The organism is Mycobacterium sp. NGS35, assembly GCF_059812855.1.
In genome coordinates, this window is sequence record NZ_JCALDL010000003.1 from 107,780 (window position 1) to 126,581 (window position 18,802).

Annotated in this window: 16 protein-coding genes; all 16 read right to left on the reverse strand. The window is 66.7% G+C overall.

All coding sequences use genetic code 11. The features are described 5' to 3' along the window. Window positions 1-70: 70 nt before the first annotated feature. From AC5Y4C_RS07935 to AC5Y4C_RS08010, 16 genes are read right to left on the reverse strand one after another with little or no spacing between them, the layout of a single operon-like run. Complete coding sequence (locus tag AC5Y4C_RS07935) at window positions 71-601, reverse strand: hypothetical protein (RefSeq protein WP_500008176.1); 531 nt, start codon at window positions 599-601, stop codon at window positions 71-73. Between the two features lie 33 nt (window positions 602-634). Beyond that, entirely contained in the window at window positions 635-1,156 is a 522-nt protein-coding gene (locus tag AC5Y4C_RS07940) for a hypothetical protein (RefSeq protein ID WP_500008178.1), read from the reverse strand. Further along, the gene (locus AC5Y4C_RS07945) at window positions 1,153-1,605 is read right to left on the reverse strand and encodes a hypothetical protein (protein ID WP_500008180.1); all 453 of its coding nucleotides are present in this window, start codon (window positions 1,603-1,605) and stop codon (window positions 1,153-1,155) included. Before AC5Y4C_RS07945 ends, AC5Y4C_RS07940 begins: the two co-directional genes overlap by 4 nt. After that, entirely contained in the window at window positions 1,602-1,841 is a 240-nt protein-coding gene (locus tag AC5Y4C_RS07950) for a hypothetical protein (RefSeq protein WP_500008182.1), read from the reverse strand. Before AC5Y4C_RS07950 ends, AC5Y4C_RS07945 begins: the two co-directional genes overlap by 4 nt. Before the next feature lie 25 nt (window positions 1,842-1,866). After that, entirely contained in the window at window positions 1,867-2,988 is a 1,122-nt protein-coding gene (locus AC5Y4C_RS07955) for a hypothetical protein (protein ID WP_500008184.1), read from the reverse strand. Further along, window positions 2,988-4,505: an N-acetylmuramoyl-L-alanine amidase gene (locus AC5Y4C_RS07960; protein ID WP_500008186.1), complete on the reverse strand. Its 1,518-nt coding sequence runs from the start codon at window positions 4,503-4,505 to the stop codon at window positions 2,988-2,990. Before AC5Y4C_RS07960 ends, AC5Y4C_RS07955 begins: the two co-directional genes overlap by 1 nt. A 55-nt stretch (window positions 4,506-4,560) precedes the next feature. Further along, window positions 4,561-5,247 carry a hypothetical protein gene (locus AC5Y4C_RS07965; RefSeq protein ID WP_500008188.1) on the reverse strand — a complete coding sequence of 229 codons (687 nt, stop codon included), beginning with the start codon at window positions 5,245-5,247 and terminating at the stop codon, window positions 4,561-4,563. Continuing rightward, a complete protein-coding gene (locus AC5Y4C_RS07970) occupies window positions 5,244-5,525 on the reverse strand; it encodes a hypothetical protein (protein WP_500008190.1) in 282 nt (93 codons plus the stop codon). The genes AC5Y4C_RS07965 and AC5Y4C_RS07970 overlap by 4 nt, the downstream gene beginning before the upstream one ends. A 15-nt stretch (window positions 5,526-5,540) precedes the next feature. After that, entirely contained in the window at window positions 5,541-5,888 is a 348-nt protein-coding gene (locus AC5Y4C_RS07975) for a phage tail fiber protein (protein ID WP_500008192.1), read from the reverse strand. A gap of 18 nt (window positions 5,889-5,906) precedes the next feature. Further along, window positions 5,907-6,899, reverse strand: a complete 993-nt coding sequence (locus tag AC5Y4C_RS07980; RefSeq protein WP_500008194.1) for a hypothetical protein — start codon at window positions 6,897-6,899, stop codon at window positions 5,907-5,909. Continuing rightward, the gene (locus AC5Y4C_RS07985) at window positions 6,896-9,487 is read right to left on the reverse strand and encodes a glycine-rich domain-containing protein (protein ID WP_500008195.1); all 2,592 of its coding nucleotides are present in this window, start codon (window positions 9,485-9,487) and stop codon (window positions 6,896-6,898) included. The genes AC5Y4C_RS07980 and AC5Y4C_RS07985 overlap by 4 nt, the downstream gene beginning before the upstream one ends. A gap of 7 nt (window positions 9,488-9,494) precedes the next feature. Then, window positions 9,495-10,580 (reverse strand): hypothetical protein, encoded by a 1,086-nt coding sequence (locus tag AC5Y4C_RS07990; protein WP_500008197.1) that lies wholly within the window; start codon window positions 10,578-10,580, stop codon window positions 9,495-9,497. After that, the gene (locus AC5Y4C_RS07995; RefSeq protein ID WP_500008199.1) at window positions 10,580-11,164 is read right to left on the reverse strand and encodes a phage gene 29 protein family protein; all 585 of its coding nucleotides are present in this window, start codon (window positions 11,162-11,164) and stop codon (window positions 10,580-10,582) included. The genes AC5Y4C_RS07990 and AC5Y4C_RS07995 overlap by 1 nt, the downstream gene beginning before the upstream one ends. Next, a complete protein-coding gene (locus AC5Y4C_RS08000) occupies window positions 11,164-12,891 on the reverse strand; it encodes a Gp37-like protein (RefSeq protein WP_500008201.1) in 1,728 nt (575 codons plus the stop codon). The genes AC5Y4C_RS07995 and AC5Y4C_RS08000 overlap by 1 nt, the downstream gene beginning before the upstream one ends. After that, complete coding sequence (locus AC5Y4C_RS08005) at window positions 12,892-14,001, reverse strand: hypothetical protein (RefSeq protein ID WP_500008203.1); 1,110 nt, start codon at window positions 13,999-14,001, stop codon at window positions 12,892-12,894. It abuts the gene before it with no gap. 1 nt (window position 14,002) lies between these two features. Beyond that, the gene (locus tag AC5Y4C_RS08010) at window positions 14,003-18,718 is read right to left on the reverse strand and encodes an ATP synthase subunit B family protein (RefSeq protein WP_500008204.1); all 4,716 of its coding nucleotides are present in this window, start codon (window positions 18,716-18,718) and stop codon (window positions 14,003-14,005) included. Window positions 18,719-18,802 lie beyond the last annotated feature (84 nt).

Sequence of the window (18,802 nt, forward strand, 5' to 3'; positions counted from 1 at the left end):
CTTGCGGCCAACCCGGCCGCCCAGCCGAACAGCAACCCCACGATGATCGCGGCCACCGCACGGCGCACGGTCACGTCGCCGGCGGGATGTAGCGGGGGACGGTCGTCAAATCGAGCTTCACCGGATCGGCCGGGTCGTAGTCCTCGACGGTGGGCACCTCGAACGTGAAGTCGCGGAACTGCCACTGCTGGCCCAGGATGCTCGCCCGCCCGAACCTCACATCGCACAGCAGCCTGCCCGCGCCGAGCTCGAGCACCGCGGACTTCGCGAGGACCCGCACGCCGGTGGCGGCGAGCTGCTGGTTGTACTGGTCGGCGGTCGGCGTCTCCGTTGCGGGTGCGGCCGCGCGGGGTAGCCGCAAAACCCCGGTTTCGATACGCGCCGGGATAGGCACCAGCAGCACAGTGCGCGGCGGCGTGGTCGTGGTGAGCCGCAACTCCAGGGCGCCGTCTTTCGGTCCGCCCTCGACCCGCAAAGTCAGGGTGACGTCGCACCACACGTTGAAGAAGTCGGGGTCCAGGCCGGGGTCGAACGTGTCGGGGATGATGCCGTTGTAGGTGCCGTCGAGCTGGAAGTAGGACAGCTCCGCCAGGTCAGCCACGTCTCGATGGTCGCACCATTGCGGGTGTTCGGTTCACGAGCCGTTTCCGTCGCCGCTGTCGAGGTCGTCGTTGCCGGTGAAATTGCCGTCGTTGTCGAACGGCCGCCACCCCGACTTCCATTTGCGTTCGAACGCGTCGAAGGTGAGCCGCTGCTTGGGTCGCTTCCCGTGGCGCGCGGCGGAGCGGTCGTCGTGGAAGTGCCACAGCTCGTCGTAGATGACGTAGGCGCGCAGCAGATTCTCGGCGTCCTGGACGATGTCGAGTTGCTCGTCGAGCCGTTTCATCCGTTCTTCCATCCGCGCGATGTCCGGCGGGGTCATTTCGGCCATCGCGGCGGCGGCCAGGCGGCGGGCTTCCTCCAAGGCGAGCTGGCGGCGTTCGGCTTCCAGGCGCGCGGCTTTTTCCCGCCAGCGCCGCGACAGCGGCCGCAGCAGTTTGCCGATGATCGCGAAGCGTTCGGCGAGCTGCGGAAGCGATAACCAGACGGCGATGGCGATCGCCACGATGAGCGGCGAGTTGTCGATCAGATCGGTGATCGCTTTGTCGGCGGTCACAACGGGTCGCCGAGCCTGCGTACGAATTCGCGGTTCAGGTAGGCGTAGCCGCCCCACAGCGCGGCGGTGCGCCACCCATACCAGTCGCCGGTCTGCATGCCGCGGGCGACGACGTCGAGCAGCGCCGAGCCCGACAGGGCGACGAACGCCGCCAACAAGATGACGTGCGCGGTGTTGGACACCCAGCCCCAACGCCGCCGCTGCGGTGTGGCGGTGATCGGGTGGTCGTCGCCGAGCACGAACTTCTCCACGAGGAAGCCGGCGACACCGCACGCGGTGATGACCGCCCCCCACAGTGGCAGCGGGATCACGGTGCGTTCGATCGCGGTCAGCGCGGATGACGACCCGGCGGGGGTGAACAGGTAATCGACACCGAAGCTGATCGCGATGAGGAAGACGACGAGTTGGACTCGGCGCGCGAAGTAGGGGTCGACGCGCCGCCAGGTCACGCGCGCTTCCGTCGCCTTGTGTTCTTCCTGGACCTGGCTGCGGCGGGTTTCGGCCCGTTGGGTGTCCGGTACACCAGCCACGTGCCCAGCAGAATCGAAACACCCCAGCGCAGCCCGGCATGCCAGTCGGCCGGCCAGGGATGGCCGTTGACCATCAGATCGGTCGCCGCGTTGGTCAGCACCAAACTGAGGAACGCCAGCACGGACTTCGCCAGATAGACCAGGTATTCCTTCACCGGGGTTGCCCCTTTCACCGAGGGTTTACTGAAGCCGGGCGGCGGCGTCGAACTGGAAACCGAAGTTCCACATCGACCACGTTCCGGGGAACAGGATCAGCACCGCCCCGCCCGGAACGTGTTCACGGACCAGCGCGGCGGCTTTGTCGACGGCGGTCATCCCGTCCCACAGCGCGAAGGCTGGGTCGCCGTAGCGGCCGTGAGCGCCGGTGGCGACGAACTTGACCGCGTCGAACAGCAGCTCGACCAGTTGCGGCAGGATCGCGAAAATCCCCATCGGGTTCAGAAGCGCCCCGATCCTGTTCGCCGGCCCAGTGGTGACCAGTCCAGCCAGACCCGACAACGCGCCGCCGAGCGGGTCGCTGGTCGCTTCGATGCCGAGAAGCTGCTTGCCGGCCAGCGTCGGCAGCTGCGTGAACAGGAAGTTCGCGAAGTCCAGCGTCAAAGCTGCCCGGATGAGGATCTGATAGAGGAACGGCAGCAAGCCGCGGGAGCGGGGATACCAGTCCCCGTCGATCGAGAACGACCAGTACCGGTCACGCACCCACGCCGGCTGATAGTCGCCGGAGATTCCCGCGCCGGGATCATCGCCTAACAGTGAGCCCTCCGGCGGCATCGACGGGTCGCCGAACGTGACAACCGCCTCGATCTCGCCGCGCCGATCGGCCGGCCAGCGGTTGAGGAACTTGCGGGTGGTGTCGCCGCCCATCGAGTAGCCGAAGACCACTTTCGGCCGCGGATCCGGTAGCTCGAGCCGCAGCCCTTCGGCTGCGCCTTCGTCGGTGGCCGCAACGTAGGAGTGGTACGGGTCCGGTTGCAGGAACGCGTTGGTGTTGTGGAAGACGCCCTGGATCGGGTACTTCGGCCCGATCTTAGGCGGGATGTAGACGCCGAGCCGAACCTTGCAGTCGTAGGTGAGCACGCCGGGTTCGCGGTTGTACTTCGGGTCTTCGTGCTCGGCAAGCCAGCGCTGAATGTTGCGCAGCGCCCGGTCGGTCGGTGGGTCGAAGATCCCCGACTCGGTGACGCCCTCGGCTGCGGCCCGCGAGTTGGTGCCGTACGCGTAGAGCAGCCGGTGTTGCAGCTTGCGGATCTCGTCGGTCGGACCCATCGGCGGATCGGTCAGCTGCGGCTGCTTCCACACCATCAGGCACGCTTCTTCGGTGCCCGCTTGGTGGCCTTCTTCGCCGCCGGTGCCTCGACGAGCTCGCCGTCGACAACTGTTCCGGTGCTGTGCTGCTCGACCGGAACAAACTGCTTGAGGATTCCGCAGAGCGGTTTGATCGCCTGCGCGAACGCGATCGCCGCTTCACGGAACCACTCCTGGTCAGCCATCACACCGCGCACATCGCCGGCGGCGACACGCTCAACGTCGGCCACGGCGTCGGGTTCACCGGCGAGCGCGCCGAGCGCGGTCCGCAGGTTGTGCCCGTTCGCGTCGGCGAACAGCCCCATGCCGACCGTGTCGTCCACGCCGTTGGCGTCGCGCGCGAAGAACGACCGCGATGGCCACTTGCGGTCGTCGCGGCCGTTGTCGACGGCCAGGATCTTCTTCGCCGCGTCGACGACCAGCCGGGCGTCGGTGTCGCTGATGTTGGCCATGAAGCCCCCTTCGAGTTGTTCGGTTCCTGCGTATTTGGCGACGTAGCGGGCGAAGACGTCCCACGGGAAGCCGGTCCACGGCGGATTCATCGGCCCGCCGACGTCGGTGTGGGTGCCGATGCCGAGCTGCTCAGTGACGTAGCGGTGATCGGCGATGCCCGCCGCTTCGTGGTAGGGCGGGTAGATGACATCGGTTGGGATGTTGTATTTGCGGCAGTCCTGCACCGCGAGGTAGGCGGCTATCTCGATGTCGCGCTCCCGCGCCAGCCACTCGTCGCGGCTCATCGCGGCCCGCGAGCCGGCGAAGCACAGGTTGATGGAGAACACGTTCGCGTCGAGAACCGACCAGGAGTAGTAGTCGGTGTCGACGACGTCGCAGACGATGCCGTCGCGGACGGTGTAGTGGTAGGAGACGCCGTTGCTGCCGTCGCAGAACGCGGCGAGCTGCTCGGCGGTCGAGTTGCCTTCCTCGGTATGGAGGAAGAAGTTGCTCGGCGTGCGGCTACGGCTGTTGAAGCCTTTACCGAAGCGCTCCAGCTCGACGAAGTCCGGGCGCTGCGCGAGCACCACGGCCGGGGCGCCAGGGTTGTGCGCCTCAACGTCCTTGAGCCGGTTGAAGATTGACCACGCTTCGCCCATGCGCTGCGCGTAGCGGCCCCTGTAGCGCGGGTCGGGTCGCTGCACGTTCGCGATCGCCGTACCAGGATCAGTGTGATAGTCCGGGTCACGTTGGGCGAGCAGCGATTTCAGGAACATTCGCGTCGAGCGGGCGACGTCCATCCGATCCGAGCTGCCGCCGAAGTCCTCGGTCGACGGGTCGTCCCACCACGGGAACCGCTGCTGATAGATGCCCGCGCTGTTCTCGTCGGTCGACAGCTTCTGGTACGGGTAGTCGAGGGTGTGCGGGTCGCGTTCGTTGGCGTACATCGTCAGCCCGGACTCGACCAGCCCGCAGCAGATGGCGCACACGATCGCCAGATCGTCGACGCCCTCTCGCCGGCCTTCGGCGATGATGCCGAGCGCGATCGTGTCCGGCGTGTACGCGTTCGGAACTAGGGGCACGTCACCGAGTCGAACACGCGCCGTAGTTCCTGAGCGAACCGATCAACCAGCGGCTTTACCGGCCCGCGGCGCCGAAAGGGACGGTCGCTTCGCCCTGCTGGGAAAGCAGCCAACGGAAGTCGCCGACGGTGATGCGGAACCGGCCGCGCCGCTGCGACGCGATCTTCACACCCCAGTCCTCACCCCACGTCTGCAACCCGATCACGTCATCGGCGGCGGCGTCGTAGCCGAGCAGCAACCATTCATGGCCGCCGGCCAGCTCACCGGCCGGCGCGATGTGCCCGTCGCGGCTCGGGTCATCCATCGAAGTGGTCCACAAGGTTCCAACGATTAACGGGCCTTGTTGCAGCCAGCCCATGACGGTGTCGAAGCTGAAACACCACCGCCAGCCGGTCAGGTGGCCGAGCTGCCGGGCGGCTTTGCACGCGTCGTTGCCGGTGGAACCGGTATCGGTCGGCGGGTAGTGGCCGGGGATCCTGTCGAGGCGGGTTGTCAGCTCGTAGCCGGCGCGCGCGTCGGCGTCGTCCATGAATCCGTCGCGATGCCGAAACGGGGCGGCGTAGTCGGTGTTGAGCCAGTTGTCCAGCGCCCAATAGGTGCAGCCGCCGACGTCGCCCTGGTCGAGCAGCGGCGCGTCATGCGGCCACAGCACCGACTTGCGTTGCACCCGCGCAGGCGGCGCGGCCGGGTAGTCGCGGTTGCGTGGGTCGAGGATCGCCCACCGGCCAAGCCCGCGGCTCATGGTTGTTCGCGCAGCCCGAAAGGTGTTTTGACGGTGACGTAGTCGCCGGGGTGCGCGGCGAGGGCGTGGTCGACCATCGCCTGGATGACGGGGTTGCGTGGCTGATTCCCTGCGTCGTTGGCGACAACGACATCGGCGAGGCCGTCGGCGTGGACGGTCCAGGGGCTGGCGGGGTCGTCGCGGGTCGCGAGCACGAGCCCGGTGCCTGTGTCGTTGTCGAACAGGGTCATCATGTTCGCGCCGAACGGGATGATCTGATGGGTGGTCTGCACATCCATCGTCGAGTTGCTCCTCTAGCCGTTGATGGTGATGGATGGGGTGACGGTGATGGACGCGCCGATACCGTTGACGGTGACGTCGCCGCCGGTGAACGCTGCGGACCCGTAGAAGGTGCCGTTCGTTTGGGCGTTCCAGTAGCCGGCCTCTTTGTAGGTGCCTGCGGCGCAGGGGATGTTGACCGCGGTGCCGGTGTTGACGCCGGTGGAGCCGGGTGTCCAGGTGGTGGGTGGGCGGCCGTAGCCGCTGCCGCTCGCTTCGTTGGCGCCGGTGGTGCCGGCGGGCTGGGTGTGCAGGCTGATGTAGGTGCCCAGCGCCGCCATGGCGTTGCTGGCGGCCTGCTTAGCCGCGTTGGATAGTGCCATCGGTGTTTCCCTTTCTTGTTATCCGGACAGGACGAAGTTGAGGCCGCCCCAGCTGGCTGTGCTGGTGACGGCGGCGGTGAAATTCGTGGTGGCGTCGGCGTCGGAGATGACGAGCTTCGTGGTGGAGGTGCCGCCCGCGTAGCGGTTGGTGCCGCCGCCGGGCGTCACGGTGCCAGTGCCTCCGGTGTTCGCGAAGCCGAATATCTGGACGGTTTTCTGGCCGGCCGCGCAATTGCCGGTTTGCGCTGCGCTGGTGCCGGAGCCTTGCGCTGTCGTCGGCGCGGACACGGATGCAACGTTGGTGTAGGACACCGATTCCAATGTCACGCCGCTGGGGGTGCCGTTGAGTTTCACCGCAATGGTTTTCGTCCCGCCAGCCACGTTGGCGCGGCCGTAAACGTAGAGAGGCCGGCTGGTGTCGCCGCCCATGTTGACGGTGCCGAGGAAAGTCATCGGTTGGCCGTCGTAGGTGATGGCGGCGACGCCGGTGGTGGTGGCGCGCAACGAGATACCGACCATCACGTATGCGCCGGCTTGCGCGGTGTGGTTCCAGGTCGGGGTCGACGACGTGCCGGCATAGGCGGCGCCTGCGGCGTCGAACAGCGGTTGGCTGTGGCCGACCGCGTTCATGCCGAGCACCGCGGTGCCGGGGATGCCGACGGATGCCGGTGACACGCTGGTGGCGCCCATCGCCAGCACCGCATCTGCGGTGATGGGCAGCAGTCGGCTGTAGCGTTCCACTCCGGTCATCGCCAGCACCGCGTTCGCCGACAAGTCCAGGGTCGCGAGCATCGCCTGCGGGCGCATCATCCCCAGCGACGCGGTCCCAGCGATGTCGCAGCGCGCCGTCGAATTGCTGTGCGCCACCATTCCCAGCTGCGCGGTGCCGGTGATGCCGACCAGGCCGGCTTCCACCGGCGCGGCCGCCGCACCCAGCTGGGCCTGCGCGGCGATCACAATCTTCTTGAAAACCTGCGCTCGCCAGAAGATCCCCGCGGCTGGTGTGGTCATGGCCGGCGCACCGCGATCGCCGAGAAGCCGGGAGCGCCGGCGCGCCCGGATTGCCATGAGCCGCCCGCGCCGCCACCACCGCCCGGGGGTGAACCCGCGGCGTTGGCGCCGACGGTGGCGCCGCCCGGATAGCTGTAGTCGGCCCACGCGAAGTCACCGGGGCCTTGGCCGTGGTAGTCGCTGTTCCGTCCGCCCAGACCGCCGGCGGCGGTGAGCGGCGGCACCCCGGCTGCGGTGATGGTGGTGGCGGCGCCGTTACCGGCCGACGGGGCGCCGCCGGCGCCGACAGTGACAGTGAAATGCGTTGTGCCGGTGGGTATGTCGGTGCCGTACACCAGGGTGTCGGCGGCCCAGGTTCCGGGCAGGCCGCCGTCCTCGATGATGAAGCCCGAGGTTTTGCCGGCGCCGCCGGCGCCGAGCGCGACCCGGTCCACCAGATCGCCGGGTTGAATCCACGCCGGAAGGTTGAAGGTGTAGGTGCCGGGGTCGGTCCAGGTGGTGCGCTCGGTGCCCTGGTAGCCCGACGGCTGCACCGCCTGCGCCAGCTGCAATGCGGTCGACGCCTTCTCCTGGGTTTGTTGCAGCAGCCGGAACACGTCGGAGAACGACAACCCCGATGCTGTGGAGCCGCCCGGCGTCAGCGCTGATCCCATGCCGTCGAGCAGATGCTTGAACGTCTCAGCCAGACTGTCCTGGCCTTGGCTGCCTTGCACGCTGTCGAGCAGCAGCTTGGCGATGTTCTCGATGTTGCCCAGCACGCCGGCGTCGACGGTGGCGGCCAGCTCGAACACCGGTTTGCGGAACCAGACGATGCCCTGAGTCATGGCTTGCTCGGACACGTCGATCACCCAGCACGCCAGCTTCGCGCCCGCGGGCATCAAGAACTTGCCCGAATAGGTGTGATACGTCCACGCGGTATCCCGCGTCGGGTTGGTGACCGTGGTGTCGGCGGAGGTCAGCGTGGTGATCAGCTGGCCGGTCGAGTTGTAAACCTCGACAGCGATTTTCACCGCCTCACCGGCAATGGTGGGCAGGTTCCACCACATCAGATCAGCGCCGGCGGTGATGATCTGGCCTTCTTCGACCGCCGACATGACCCCTTTGAGCAGGTGGCGCTCACCGACCGGGTTCGCTTGGCCGGCGAAGCTGCCGATGTAGTCGAAACCCACCTGCAACGCCGTGCGCGTATCACCCTGTGACGCGAACGGCTTATAGGAGCCGTACTGGGCGTGCGGGCTGTTCGCCGTCGTCAACGCCGTGTAGACGGCCTGGATGAACGGGATGATGTTGAACGGCGCGAAAATGAACCCGATCAGCGTCTGAAACGCCACATCCCACCGCTCAGCGGTGATGTCCAAGAATTTACGGATGTACACACCCTCGGCGGACGTGTTGGACGTCAACGTGACCGGATCACCCGGAACAACGATGTCCCACCACAACGGCTCCGGGTCTTTCAGGTGCTTCGACGACGCCCCCGAGGCGTTGGGGTCCGGATCAGGGTAGGTGCCGTACACGGGGTCGGTGAAGGTGTGCCCGGTGGGCCGCATCGGGTTGCCGAACGTCACCCCCGCCAACAAGTCCGGGCGGCGGCTTTGCAAACTGCCGGAACGGATTTCGTCGTACACCATGCTCACCACGTCGGCGCCCTGCGACGTGCCCATCAGGATGAACTTGCCCGGGCACTGCTTGATCATCGAGATCAGCGTCTGCACACCCGCCGACTCCGATTTGTCCAGCGGGAAAAACCATCCCGGGTACGGCACGAAGATGTATTCGATCTTGCTCTGGTTCCACGGGTCGACGGTCGCGGAGTCGATCAGCGGGAAATACTCAGCCGCATAATTGATTTCGGCCATCGGCACACCGCTGGTGATCGCATACGTGCCGACCACATAGAACACGGTGATCACACCGCCCTGGCGGACGGTGCGGATACCGCCGGCGAGGTCGATCATCCACTGCCCCTGACCTTGCAGGGTGGCGTAATCAGTCCATTTCGGGTCCGGCAACACGTTCTTGCGCGCCCCGGGTGCGATCGCGTTGAACAAGTGCGTCGGCACCGGGGTGTTACCGGACAGCATGCCGACAGTGGTCAGGTTGTTGCCCAGCTTCTTCAACGCGTCGAGCAGATTGAAGTCGCTGCCGCCCAGGTTGCTCGGATTGCCGAGCATGTTCTTCAGCTGCGTGAAGAACTGCGTCAGATCGTTTGAGCCGCCACCGGATTTACCGGTGATCGCCTGCACGATCTGCGCTATCGTCGCGATCCCGTTCGGGCTCAACGCGTTATTGATGAACGTGCCGACGACATCGTCGCGATTCAGCCCGGACCCGGAGGGGTCGGACAGGTCAGTCCCGAACAGCTGGGACATGAAGTCGACGAACCCGGTCAAATCGATGCCGGTGGCGTCCTTGATCGCCTCGACGGCGGCTTCGATCTTGCCGCGAATCCCCTGCCCCGCTTGGGATGCGGTGTCGTCGATCGCCGAATACGGGTCCGTCCAGCTGGCCACCCCGGAGCGCAGCGGGTTGTACAGCGAGTTCCCGACGCCACGCGCCTGCGGGTGCTTGTCGACAGCTTTCGGCATCAGCGCGTCAGCTCACCGGAAGCAGCTCGAGCGACAGGTGTGAATCCTTCGTCGCGTACACGTACGACCCGGAACCGCCTTGCCGGTACAGGATCACGTAGAGGTCGATGCCTTGGCCTTTCGGGATGCGGCCGACCGCGGAATCCGGCGACACCGCCCGCGACGGGTCGGCGGTGTCCGACCAGTGATCACGGATGTGGGCGATCGTTTCGGCGTCCAACGTCGACGGGTCGTACAGCGCTTTGCCGATCAGCTGCCCTGTTTCCGGGGCGTCGTCGGAACCCTGCGGCAGCGCCCGCACTTCCACGCAGATCTGCGCCGAGTTGAACAACCCGCCGCGCTTCCAGCGGACATGGCCGCCGACCTTCGGGTAGTAGGCCCACTCCTGGCCGGGGATGGTCGGCGCGGCGATCACCGTGCGGGCCGCGCTGAACGTGCCGGCCGGCCCGAAGCTGGACTCCGGGATGGTGATGTATCGGACGATCTGTTGGCTGGCGTCACCGGGCTCCCAGCGTTCATCGGCGGCGTTCCACAGGATCGTCTGCCCGTCGAGCGGCTCGCCTTGGAAGTCAAGGGATTCCGAGATGCGGCTGTTGTCGCCCTTCGGGCCGGGAATGCCGGGGATCAGCAGATGGAAGCTGGGGTTTTCGTCGGTGCCGCCTTCCTGCACGACGATGTCGCCGTACGGTGTCGACCCGGTCATCTCGACCTGCTCGGCTGTCATCGAAATGTTCGGTGTCGGGCCGGGCGGGCCGGGGATCGCGCCCAACAGCACCTGCCAGTTGTCGCCGTCCCAGATGTGCCAGAACCCGGCGATGTACCAGGCCCGCCCAGCGTCGGCCTCACCCAGATTGTCCGGCAGGTCAGCGGGATCGGTGATCGTCGACGCCCACTCGGGTTTCCAGAACGGCGCGGGAAGCCCGCGCGGCCCCCGCGGCCCCATCAACGCATCCAGGGTGAGGGCGGCTTCGTCGGGCATCAACGTCAACGTGCCCGCGATCATCTGGGGATCACCCGGGTTGCGGGGCATCGCGTAGAACTTGATGTTGACGAACCGCGACCCGATGTAGATGGGTTCTACGGGGATGGTCATCAGAGTTTCCCTTCTGCGCGGAGCCGTGCGGCTTGTTCGCGGAGTTCTCTTGCGGCGTCGGTCTCTTCGGCTGCGGGGGCGCGCCACCCGGCTTCGCGTTGCGCGCCGGCGGTGAACGCTTCCGCGGCCGCGGGGGCGAACATGCGGTCGTAGGCGCGGCGGGCTTCCGGGGTCATTTGGGCGAGCTGGATGTCCATCGCCCGTTTCCGGCGGCGCGCTTCTTCTTCGGCGTCGGCCTGGCGTGCTTTGGCGGTGTCGAACCGTTTCGGTATCCACGTCACCGCGTCGACGAGGCGGCCCTGCTCATCGGGCAGCACTTTCGGCCGGATCAGGGCGAGGTTGTCGTCTTGGGTGATGCCGGCCAGGGCGGCGTGGATGAGCAGCAGCTTCAACGTGGCGTCGTCGATGCCGAAGATCGTGCCGTCGAGAATGTTGACGGCGTCGCGGAAGTAGCGCATCAGATGCTCTGCGCGCGCGAGGACGTCGTTCCACTCTTGTTCGGTGAAGGCGTCGGTGTAGGGCGACTCGGGGATGCCGGCTGGCAGTTTGCGGCGCCGATTCTTCAGCCGGGCTGCTTTACCCATCAGAACAGATCTCCACTTCCGGCCAACAGCGCCAACGCGTTTCCGACGTTGCCGATGGTGCGGAAACCACGCGCGATCGGGTTTTCTTCGCGTTTGTCATCACCGAAGGACACCTGCACGTCGCCGGCCAGATCCCGTGTTCCTTCCGCTCGGGCGGCCAGGATTTGGTCGGTGTAGAGCACGCTGCGGATCTCCGCTGAAACCCGGTCGCCGAGGGTGTAGTCCAGCCCCCACACGTAGGGGCCGTCGCCGACGTCGAATTTCATCGACGAGTAGGCGCGCATCTCCTCGTCGCCGGCGGCTAAGCCCTGAATCGCGTTGAGAACGTAGGCAGTTCCGGTGTTCTGCGCGAAATGCTCCCGGAATGCGTAACTTCCGGCCAGCGCCGAACGGATCGGGTTGACGTAGCGCTGAAATGCGAGGAAGACGTCGTCGAGCTGGCCTTGGTAGAGGTTGTCGAGGCCTTCGACGCCGGGGGCTTCCTGGCCGAGCACGACTTGCGCCAATTGGCTTATGCCGTAACGGATTGCGAACGTGATGGCCTGGTTCACCCACTGTGGGCTCTTGCCTCCGACGATGATGTCGGTGGCTTGCGATTTGTGGATGACGCGTTTCTTTTTCTTGACGTTGCCGTAGCCGACGTCGCGGTACACGATCGGTGGTGGCTGCGGCGCCACCATGAGCAGCTTGCGGAAGAACGGGTCGGTTTCGCCGTCGAGGTCGCGGTCGAGCGGGATGATCGTTTCGGTGATCAGGTCGTCGAGGGTGGCGGCCATCAGGTTCAGGCCGCCGTCGAGGGCGGTGCCGGTCGGCCCGGTGACACCGGACTTGTCCTCGAACGACAGGATCACGCACGCCCGTGTGGGTTTGAGGATCTCGCCGAGCGTCTTGCCGAACGCCTCGGTGTACGGGGCGGGGTCGCCGGGCAGCCACGTGTAGGCGCGGCAGATCACCCCGGCGTCTTTCATCACCGGCGCGAACACGGTGGCGGCGTCTTTCCAGCGGGAACCGATTGTGCACCAACGTGACTGGTCGAAGATCGGGTTGATCGGCATCACCTGCACCGGCCAGTTCAGCGGGCTGATGTTTTGCAGCCACGTCTCCGGCGCGAACAGATTGCGGGGGATCGGATACCAGCCGTTGAGGGTGTACAACCGGAACAGGTTGATGAAAGTGCTTGACGCGCAAGTGAATGCGGTGGGTCCGCCCCACAGGTACATCTTCGGCAGCTGCACTTCCATCGGGAAGATCGGGTTTGCGGCCAGGTAGATCCCGGACAGGTGGCGCCGGTTGGAGATGCAGTGCAGCGTCGTGGTGGGTGCTTCGCCGGCGGTTTCGTCGTCGTCGATCGTGAGGACCTTGCCGCCCCACCGGTTCCGCCAGTCGGTGGGGTTGTCAGGGTCCGGGTCGATGGTGATGTGGAGGTCTTCTTCGACGCGGGTGTCGATGGTGATGATTTCGCGCAGCCAGTCCTGGTGGCTGCCGGAGAACGTGATCTCGGCGGTGCCGTCTTCGGTGGCGAGTTCTTCCCACATCCACCGGTCGACGTCCTCGATGCGGGTGATGAAGTTGAATTCCTTGTCCCACAGCCGGATCAGCGGCTTTTTCACCTTGCGGTTCAGGTAGGAGTGGCGGCGTTCGAGCAGCTGTTGATAGATCTGCTCGGTCAGCTCACCGTCGAGGGTTTTCGGGTCCAGCCCGCGGTCCAGGGTCGCTGTCGACGCCATCTATGCGACCGCCATCTCGAAGCGCTGCGGAACCTGAACGAAGATCTTCCCGCCGGACTGGGAGTGCTTGATCGGTAGCGTCGCCACGCTGCGGGGCGGGATCGGTGTCGTAAACCCTTGCCCCTTGAAGCGTTTCAGCAGCGGGATGCCGCTGTCGCCGTACTCGCCGAGAATCCAGTTCAACAGTTCGCTGTTGCGGATGAACTTCTTCACCAGGTTGTCGACCGGATCTTTGGTGGTGATCGCGATCCGGTGGCTCGGGTCGGTGTCGATGATGGCGTGCTCACCGGGTTGCAGCTCGGGGACGGCGACCATGTTCACGTCGGTGCGTTTGCGGGTCAGCGTGCCCAAAAGCTCGTCGATGAACGGGATTCCGAACAGCCGCCCGAGTTGCGGCCAATCACTCAAGATCCCGGATTCGACCGTGGGGGTGGTGAACGCGTTCGGCCCGTCCGGCAACCAGACTTTGCCGGGCGCCGAGATCACGTAGATCGGCCACGCCGGCTCGGTGCCGCGGTTCACCGCCCGCAACACACCATCGGCTTTCGGCCCCGGCTTGCGGATGAACGGGGCCGGCCGCACATCGGGGCGCCGCCAGCACGGATCACCGTCGACGGCCAGGATGATGTCGTGCAGCGAGAACCGTTGCCGCGCAGGATCATCGGCGAGGGTGCATTTCGCTTCGAGGAGCTGCATCGGCAGCCACAACTCGCCGAACCGGCGGGTGGTGGCGGTGAAGAACCCGGTCTCGTCTTTCTTGCAGCCACGCCACCACCGCGACCCGGTGTCATACCAGCCCAGCGACGTATCGCTCATCAGGCCCAGCGGAAACGAGATCTCTTTGCGGCCGCGGATGGCGCGCTGGAACCGCGGCGGCCCGTAGGCCGGTTTCGTCCAGATCGAATCGAACGGGATGTGAACCATTCCCTCGATGTCGCCGGCGATGAACGCGCCCTCCACGCCGCCCTCGAGGCCTGCCAGCGGCCACACCTTGCCGTCGCTGCCGATCCATTTCAGGGTGACCGCTTCGTCGCGGATCTCATCCGGCAAGCTCGACCAGGGATGTTCGGTGGTTTGCGGGTAGCCGGGCACGTCGATCGTCGTTGTCACGTCACGCCCCCGCCGGGACGTAGGTGTGGAGGCGGTCGACGTTGGCGACTTCGCGGCGCACGGTGTTGCCGATCTCGGCGGCGGTGGGTCCGGAGTCAACCTGGATCGACACGTTGCGGCTCATGTCGACCGGCCCCGGCGGCGCGCCGGTCGGGTTGTAGGCGATGTTGGGATCACTGCCGGGCACCGCCATGCCGGGGGCGGCTTTGCCGGCGGCGTCGATCGCGGCGGGGATCATCCCGAACGGCAGCCCGCTGGCGGCCTGCGGCGTCATGATCGGCTGGTCGGTGGCGAACGGGTTGCCCGACCACGGGGTGCCGTCGCCGCCCGCGTAGCCGGTCTGCCAGGGGAAGCCCTTGCCTTGCGGCTCGTATTTGATGCCGAGGATCGCGTTGGCGAGCTTGACCACACCCAGCTCGGAGATGTCCGGGAAGATCGAGCCGTCCAGCCCGAACGTCTCTTTCAGGAACGAGCCGAGGATGCCGCCGATCGGGTCCAGCTCGCCCTTCTCCGATGTCGACTTTGATTTCGTGGTGGCGTCTTTGGCTTTCTGGAATTTGCCGCGCTGCGCGTCGTTGAGGTCGGCTTCGGCGTCGGCGCGTTCCCGGCGGGCTTTCGCGGCGCGCGCCTCAGCCGATGTGACCGCTTCGTCGGCGGCCATGCGCTGCGACTGTGAGGCGTCGGCTTTCAGTTCGGCGCGCCGCTGCCGGGCTTCGGCGACCGCGGCGTCGGCCTGCCGGATCGCTTCGTCGGCGTCGGCGAGGCGGTCCTGGGCCTGCTTGATCTGCTTGGGGTCCGGAACGTAGTAGCCGCGCTCACCGGTTTCCGGGTCGATGCCCGGTGTGCCGAGCTGCGTTCCGGTGCCAGTGCGGCCCAGTGCTGACAGTTGCGGGCCGACCCGGCCGATCGCGGCCTGGGCTTGCGGCAGGTACTGCTGGATCCAGTCCGGACCGTAGCCGCCCTTCTCGACCCCGACGATCCGCTCACCGATCGAGGCGCTCGGCGAGGTCGTGGACTGGAGCCGGTCGAAGAAGCCGCTGATCTGGCCGGCCATGGTGTCGCGGCCCGGGTAGCTGGCGTCCTGCTGGAACAGCCCCTTGTGGGTGCCGGTGACGTGATCGCGGATCTCGGGGTTCAGGCCGGATTCGCCGATCGCGTCGGCGACGATCCACGCCAGATCGGCGTCAGAGAAGCCACGGCGGCGGCCCTCGGTGATGATCGCGGCGACCGCCTGATCCTGCGGCGACAAGCTCGACATGTTCACCGCCGACGTGCCGGCACCCATGTACGAGCGGGCTTTCGCCCCGAACGCGACATGCACGTGGTCGCCGTGATAGCCGGCCTGACCCAGCGTGTAGAACGAGCCGAACGGGCCTTTGAGCTGCCCGTCTTTGATCGTCTTCGTGAACGTCGGCGAGGCGAAGATCAGCTCGTCGATGTAGGGGCCGAGGTTGTCGGCCAGCCAGTTCGCGAACTGCTCCAGCTTCTCGGGGGGGCCGTTGTAGTCACGCGCCCCGCCGGGGGTGTTGTGGTAGGAGCCGGGCTCGGCGCGGTCCCCGGAGCCGAGTGTGAGCCCGAAGTTCTGCTGGGCGACCTGGTCGAGCCAGTCGCGGGTGAAGCCGCCCTGCTCGAACGACAACACGTCGACGCCGCGGCGGTTGTGCCGCCAAATCCACTCCGGGTCGCCGGGTTTCGGTTTCCACGGGTGTTCGGGGTCCATGCCGGGAAGGAAAATGTCGTCCGGGTTGACCGGCTTCTGGAACCAGCCCGGCGGGGGCATGCCTTTGCCGAAGCTTCCCCAGTCGGGGTCGCCGCTGCTGCCCGGATAGGGGCCTGGATGCGGCCAGAAGATCGGGATGCGGTCCCCGGGCTCCTTGGTGTAGGGGCCGTGCGGCGACGGCGGGATGAACGGCGTCAGGGCGGTCAGCCAGCCGCCTTGATCGAACTTGCCGACGATCCATTTGAAGATGTCGTCGATAGGTGACAGTCCGAAGCCGCTGCTCGGTTCGTCGGTTCGCGGCTTATCACCACGAGGAGCGTCAGACCATCCACGCGGAGTGCCGCGCAGCCGTGCTATGTAGCCTTCCTTGCCGGCTGGTCCCCAGCCGCCGGGCGGCATCGGCGGGTCAAAACGCGGGTCACGCGGGTCGGTAATACCGCCTTGGTCGAACACTCCGAGCCGCCGCCCCGTTTCGGCCCAGATGTCCAGCGACCGTTTCCGGTTCGCCGGCGCGAGCGGGATGAACGCCTCACCGTGGGTGGACGGCTCCGCCCACTGGACCAGCCCGGCGCCGGGCACCGGCGGCTGAATCAGCGCCTGGCTCGGCAGTTTGCCGTTCGCGAAGGCGGCGACTTCGTCCCAGACGTCGAAGATCCCGCCACGAGCCCGTGGCGGCATGCCTGGCGGTGGCGGCATCGGCACACCCGGGATGACCGCTGGGTTGGCGGAGTTGATCGTCGGGTTGACCGCGACGGGATGGCCGGCGATGAACGCTTGAAGCTCGTCGAGGAACTTGTTGGCCGCCTCGTCGGAAATCTTCGGTTCGACCGGCGGGGTGATCGGTGTCCCGTTCTGCTGGGCGCGGAACGCGTCGAGGATCCGTTTGGCTTCGTCGGTGTCGGCCACCACCGCGAACGACCCATCCGGCAGCTGCTCGATGTGCATGCCGAGTTCGTGCAGCCGCTCCTGCACTTCGGGGGTGTTCTCGGCGATCGTGATCGTCTTGCCGTCCGGCAGCACGTGCACCGACGTTCCGAGGCCCTCGGTGAGCTTGGCCGCCTCCGCCGCGCGCCGCCCGTACGCCTCCAACTTGTCGCCGCTGGCATCCACCGCATCGCCGGCCGCGGTGAGACCCTCAGCGACCTTGTGCAAACCGTCGGCCCAGTGCAGCGCCGCGTCCGCGTCGCGGCGCGCCGCATCCGCCTTATCGTGGCGGCCGAGCAGGTCCTGGGAGTTGGCGTAGAGCCGAAGCGACAGGTTCTGCGCCTTACCGATGACCCCGACAACGTCGGCGACACCATCAACCAGCTGACCGAACGAATGCAGCGTGGCGCCGATCTCGTCGACCGCCGCCTTACCCAGCGTCGTGAAGAAGTTGATGACCTCGGCCTGATGCTCCGAGATCCACGTGGTGAGCCCTGACAGCGCGTTCTGGATGCCGTCGAACAGCGGTGTGGCGATCGGCTGCAACGCTGAGGCGACCTGGTTCTTGAACTCCTGCCACTTCTGCGCGAAGTCGTCCGTGTCGTCAGCGGTCTGCTGGATCGTGTCGCCGGCGCCGGCCAGCCCGTCGGACAGCGCGGCCAGGTCGAACTGCCCGGACTCGATGCCCTGGAACACCGCCGTCCACGACTTGCCGAACGTTTCGACGCCCTTCTGCTGCGCCTCCGCGGTTTTGCCCTGATCGAGCAGCGTCTTGATCTGCGCCGTCGTGTCTTTGAGGGCCAGCGCCGGGTCCTTGCCGTCCTTCGCGAACTTGCGCAGCGCGATCCCCAGCGACTGGACAGCGTCCTCGGCGGGGACACCGGCTGCCTCGAACTGCTGCATCAACGCCGAGGACTGCCCGAGGTTCAGCCCGAACTCGCGAAGCGCCTGCCCGCCCTTGCTGCTCAGCAACGACAGCTGCTCGTTGATGCCGGTGCCGGTGGTCTGCCACGTGTGAAACAGCGTGTTGAGGGCGTCGACCTGATCTTTCGGGTCGATCTTGAACGCCCGGAACGTCTGCCCCAGCGACTTGACGTCGACCGCTTCGCCGGTCAATCGGCCGAGGTTGGCGACGTTCTTCGCGACGTTGTCCAGCTCGGGGCCGGTCAGGTGCAGCGCCTGGTTCACGCTGGCGACGACGTTGCCGATCTCGTTGATCCCCAGCGGCACACCCGAGGAGATCCGTTTCGTCGCTTCCTCGAGCTCGGCGAGCCGCGGCCCGGTCGCGCCCGTCTTGATGCGGATGTTGTCGAACGTCTCGTCGAACGATTCGCCCAGGTCGTAGAGGTTCTTCGCGGCGACGACAACCCCGGCCGCCAAAGCCGCCACACCGGCCGCGGCCGCACCGCCGGCGACGGCAGCCACAGACGCCAGACCGGCTTCAGCGCCGGCCGCCGCTGAGGCGGTGGTGCCCAGCCCCGACGACAGCCGCCCCAGCGCCGCCGACCCCGCCGAAAAACCGGCGAGATCCATGCCCCGCGCGCCCAGCTGAGCCAGGCTCGACAGTCCGCGCGTGCCCGTCGTCGACAGCGTCGTCAACGCATTCGACAACCTGTCCACGTTGCGGACGTCGTTGTCGACGTTGATGACTCCGCTGCTGCTGCCGACGCGTTTCTTGAGCGCTTCGAAGTCCGACAGCGCCGACTTGTAGGTGTTGGCCGCCGCGGTCGATTTCCGCAGCGCCGCCTCGTAGCGTTCCTCCGCCGCGGCCAGCTGGCCACCGGTCGCGCCTTTGGCGCGGGCGTCGTTGAGTTTCTCCTGCGCGACCCGCAACCGGCCAGCGGCGTCGGCCTGCTTGTCGAACAGCTGCTCAACCTTCTTGGCCGCCGACTCGAGCTGCGCCTTGCCGGCGTCGACACCCGACGCCATGCCCTTGGTCAAGTCCTGGCCGGCTCTCTTGCCGACATCGCCGAACTTCTGCTTGAACGCCGAGTCGATCCGCCCGCTCAATCCCTCCAAGCTCGGGATGACGGGCATCACGTAGTACTGGCCGACCTCCTGGCCCCGTGCCATCAGCGCCGCGCTTTCATGCCGAACCCGCCGACCGGGTCATCCGGTCGGCGACGGCAAGTCGCGGCGGCGTACGAAGTCATCGGG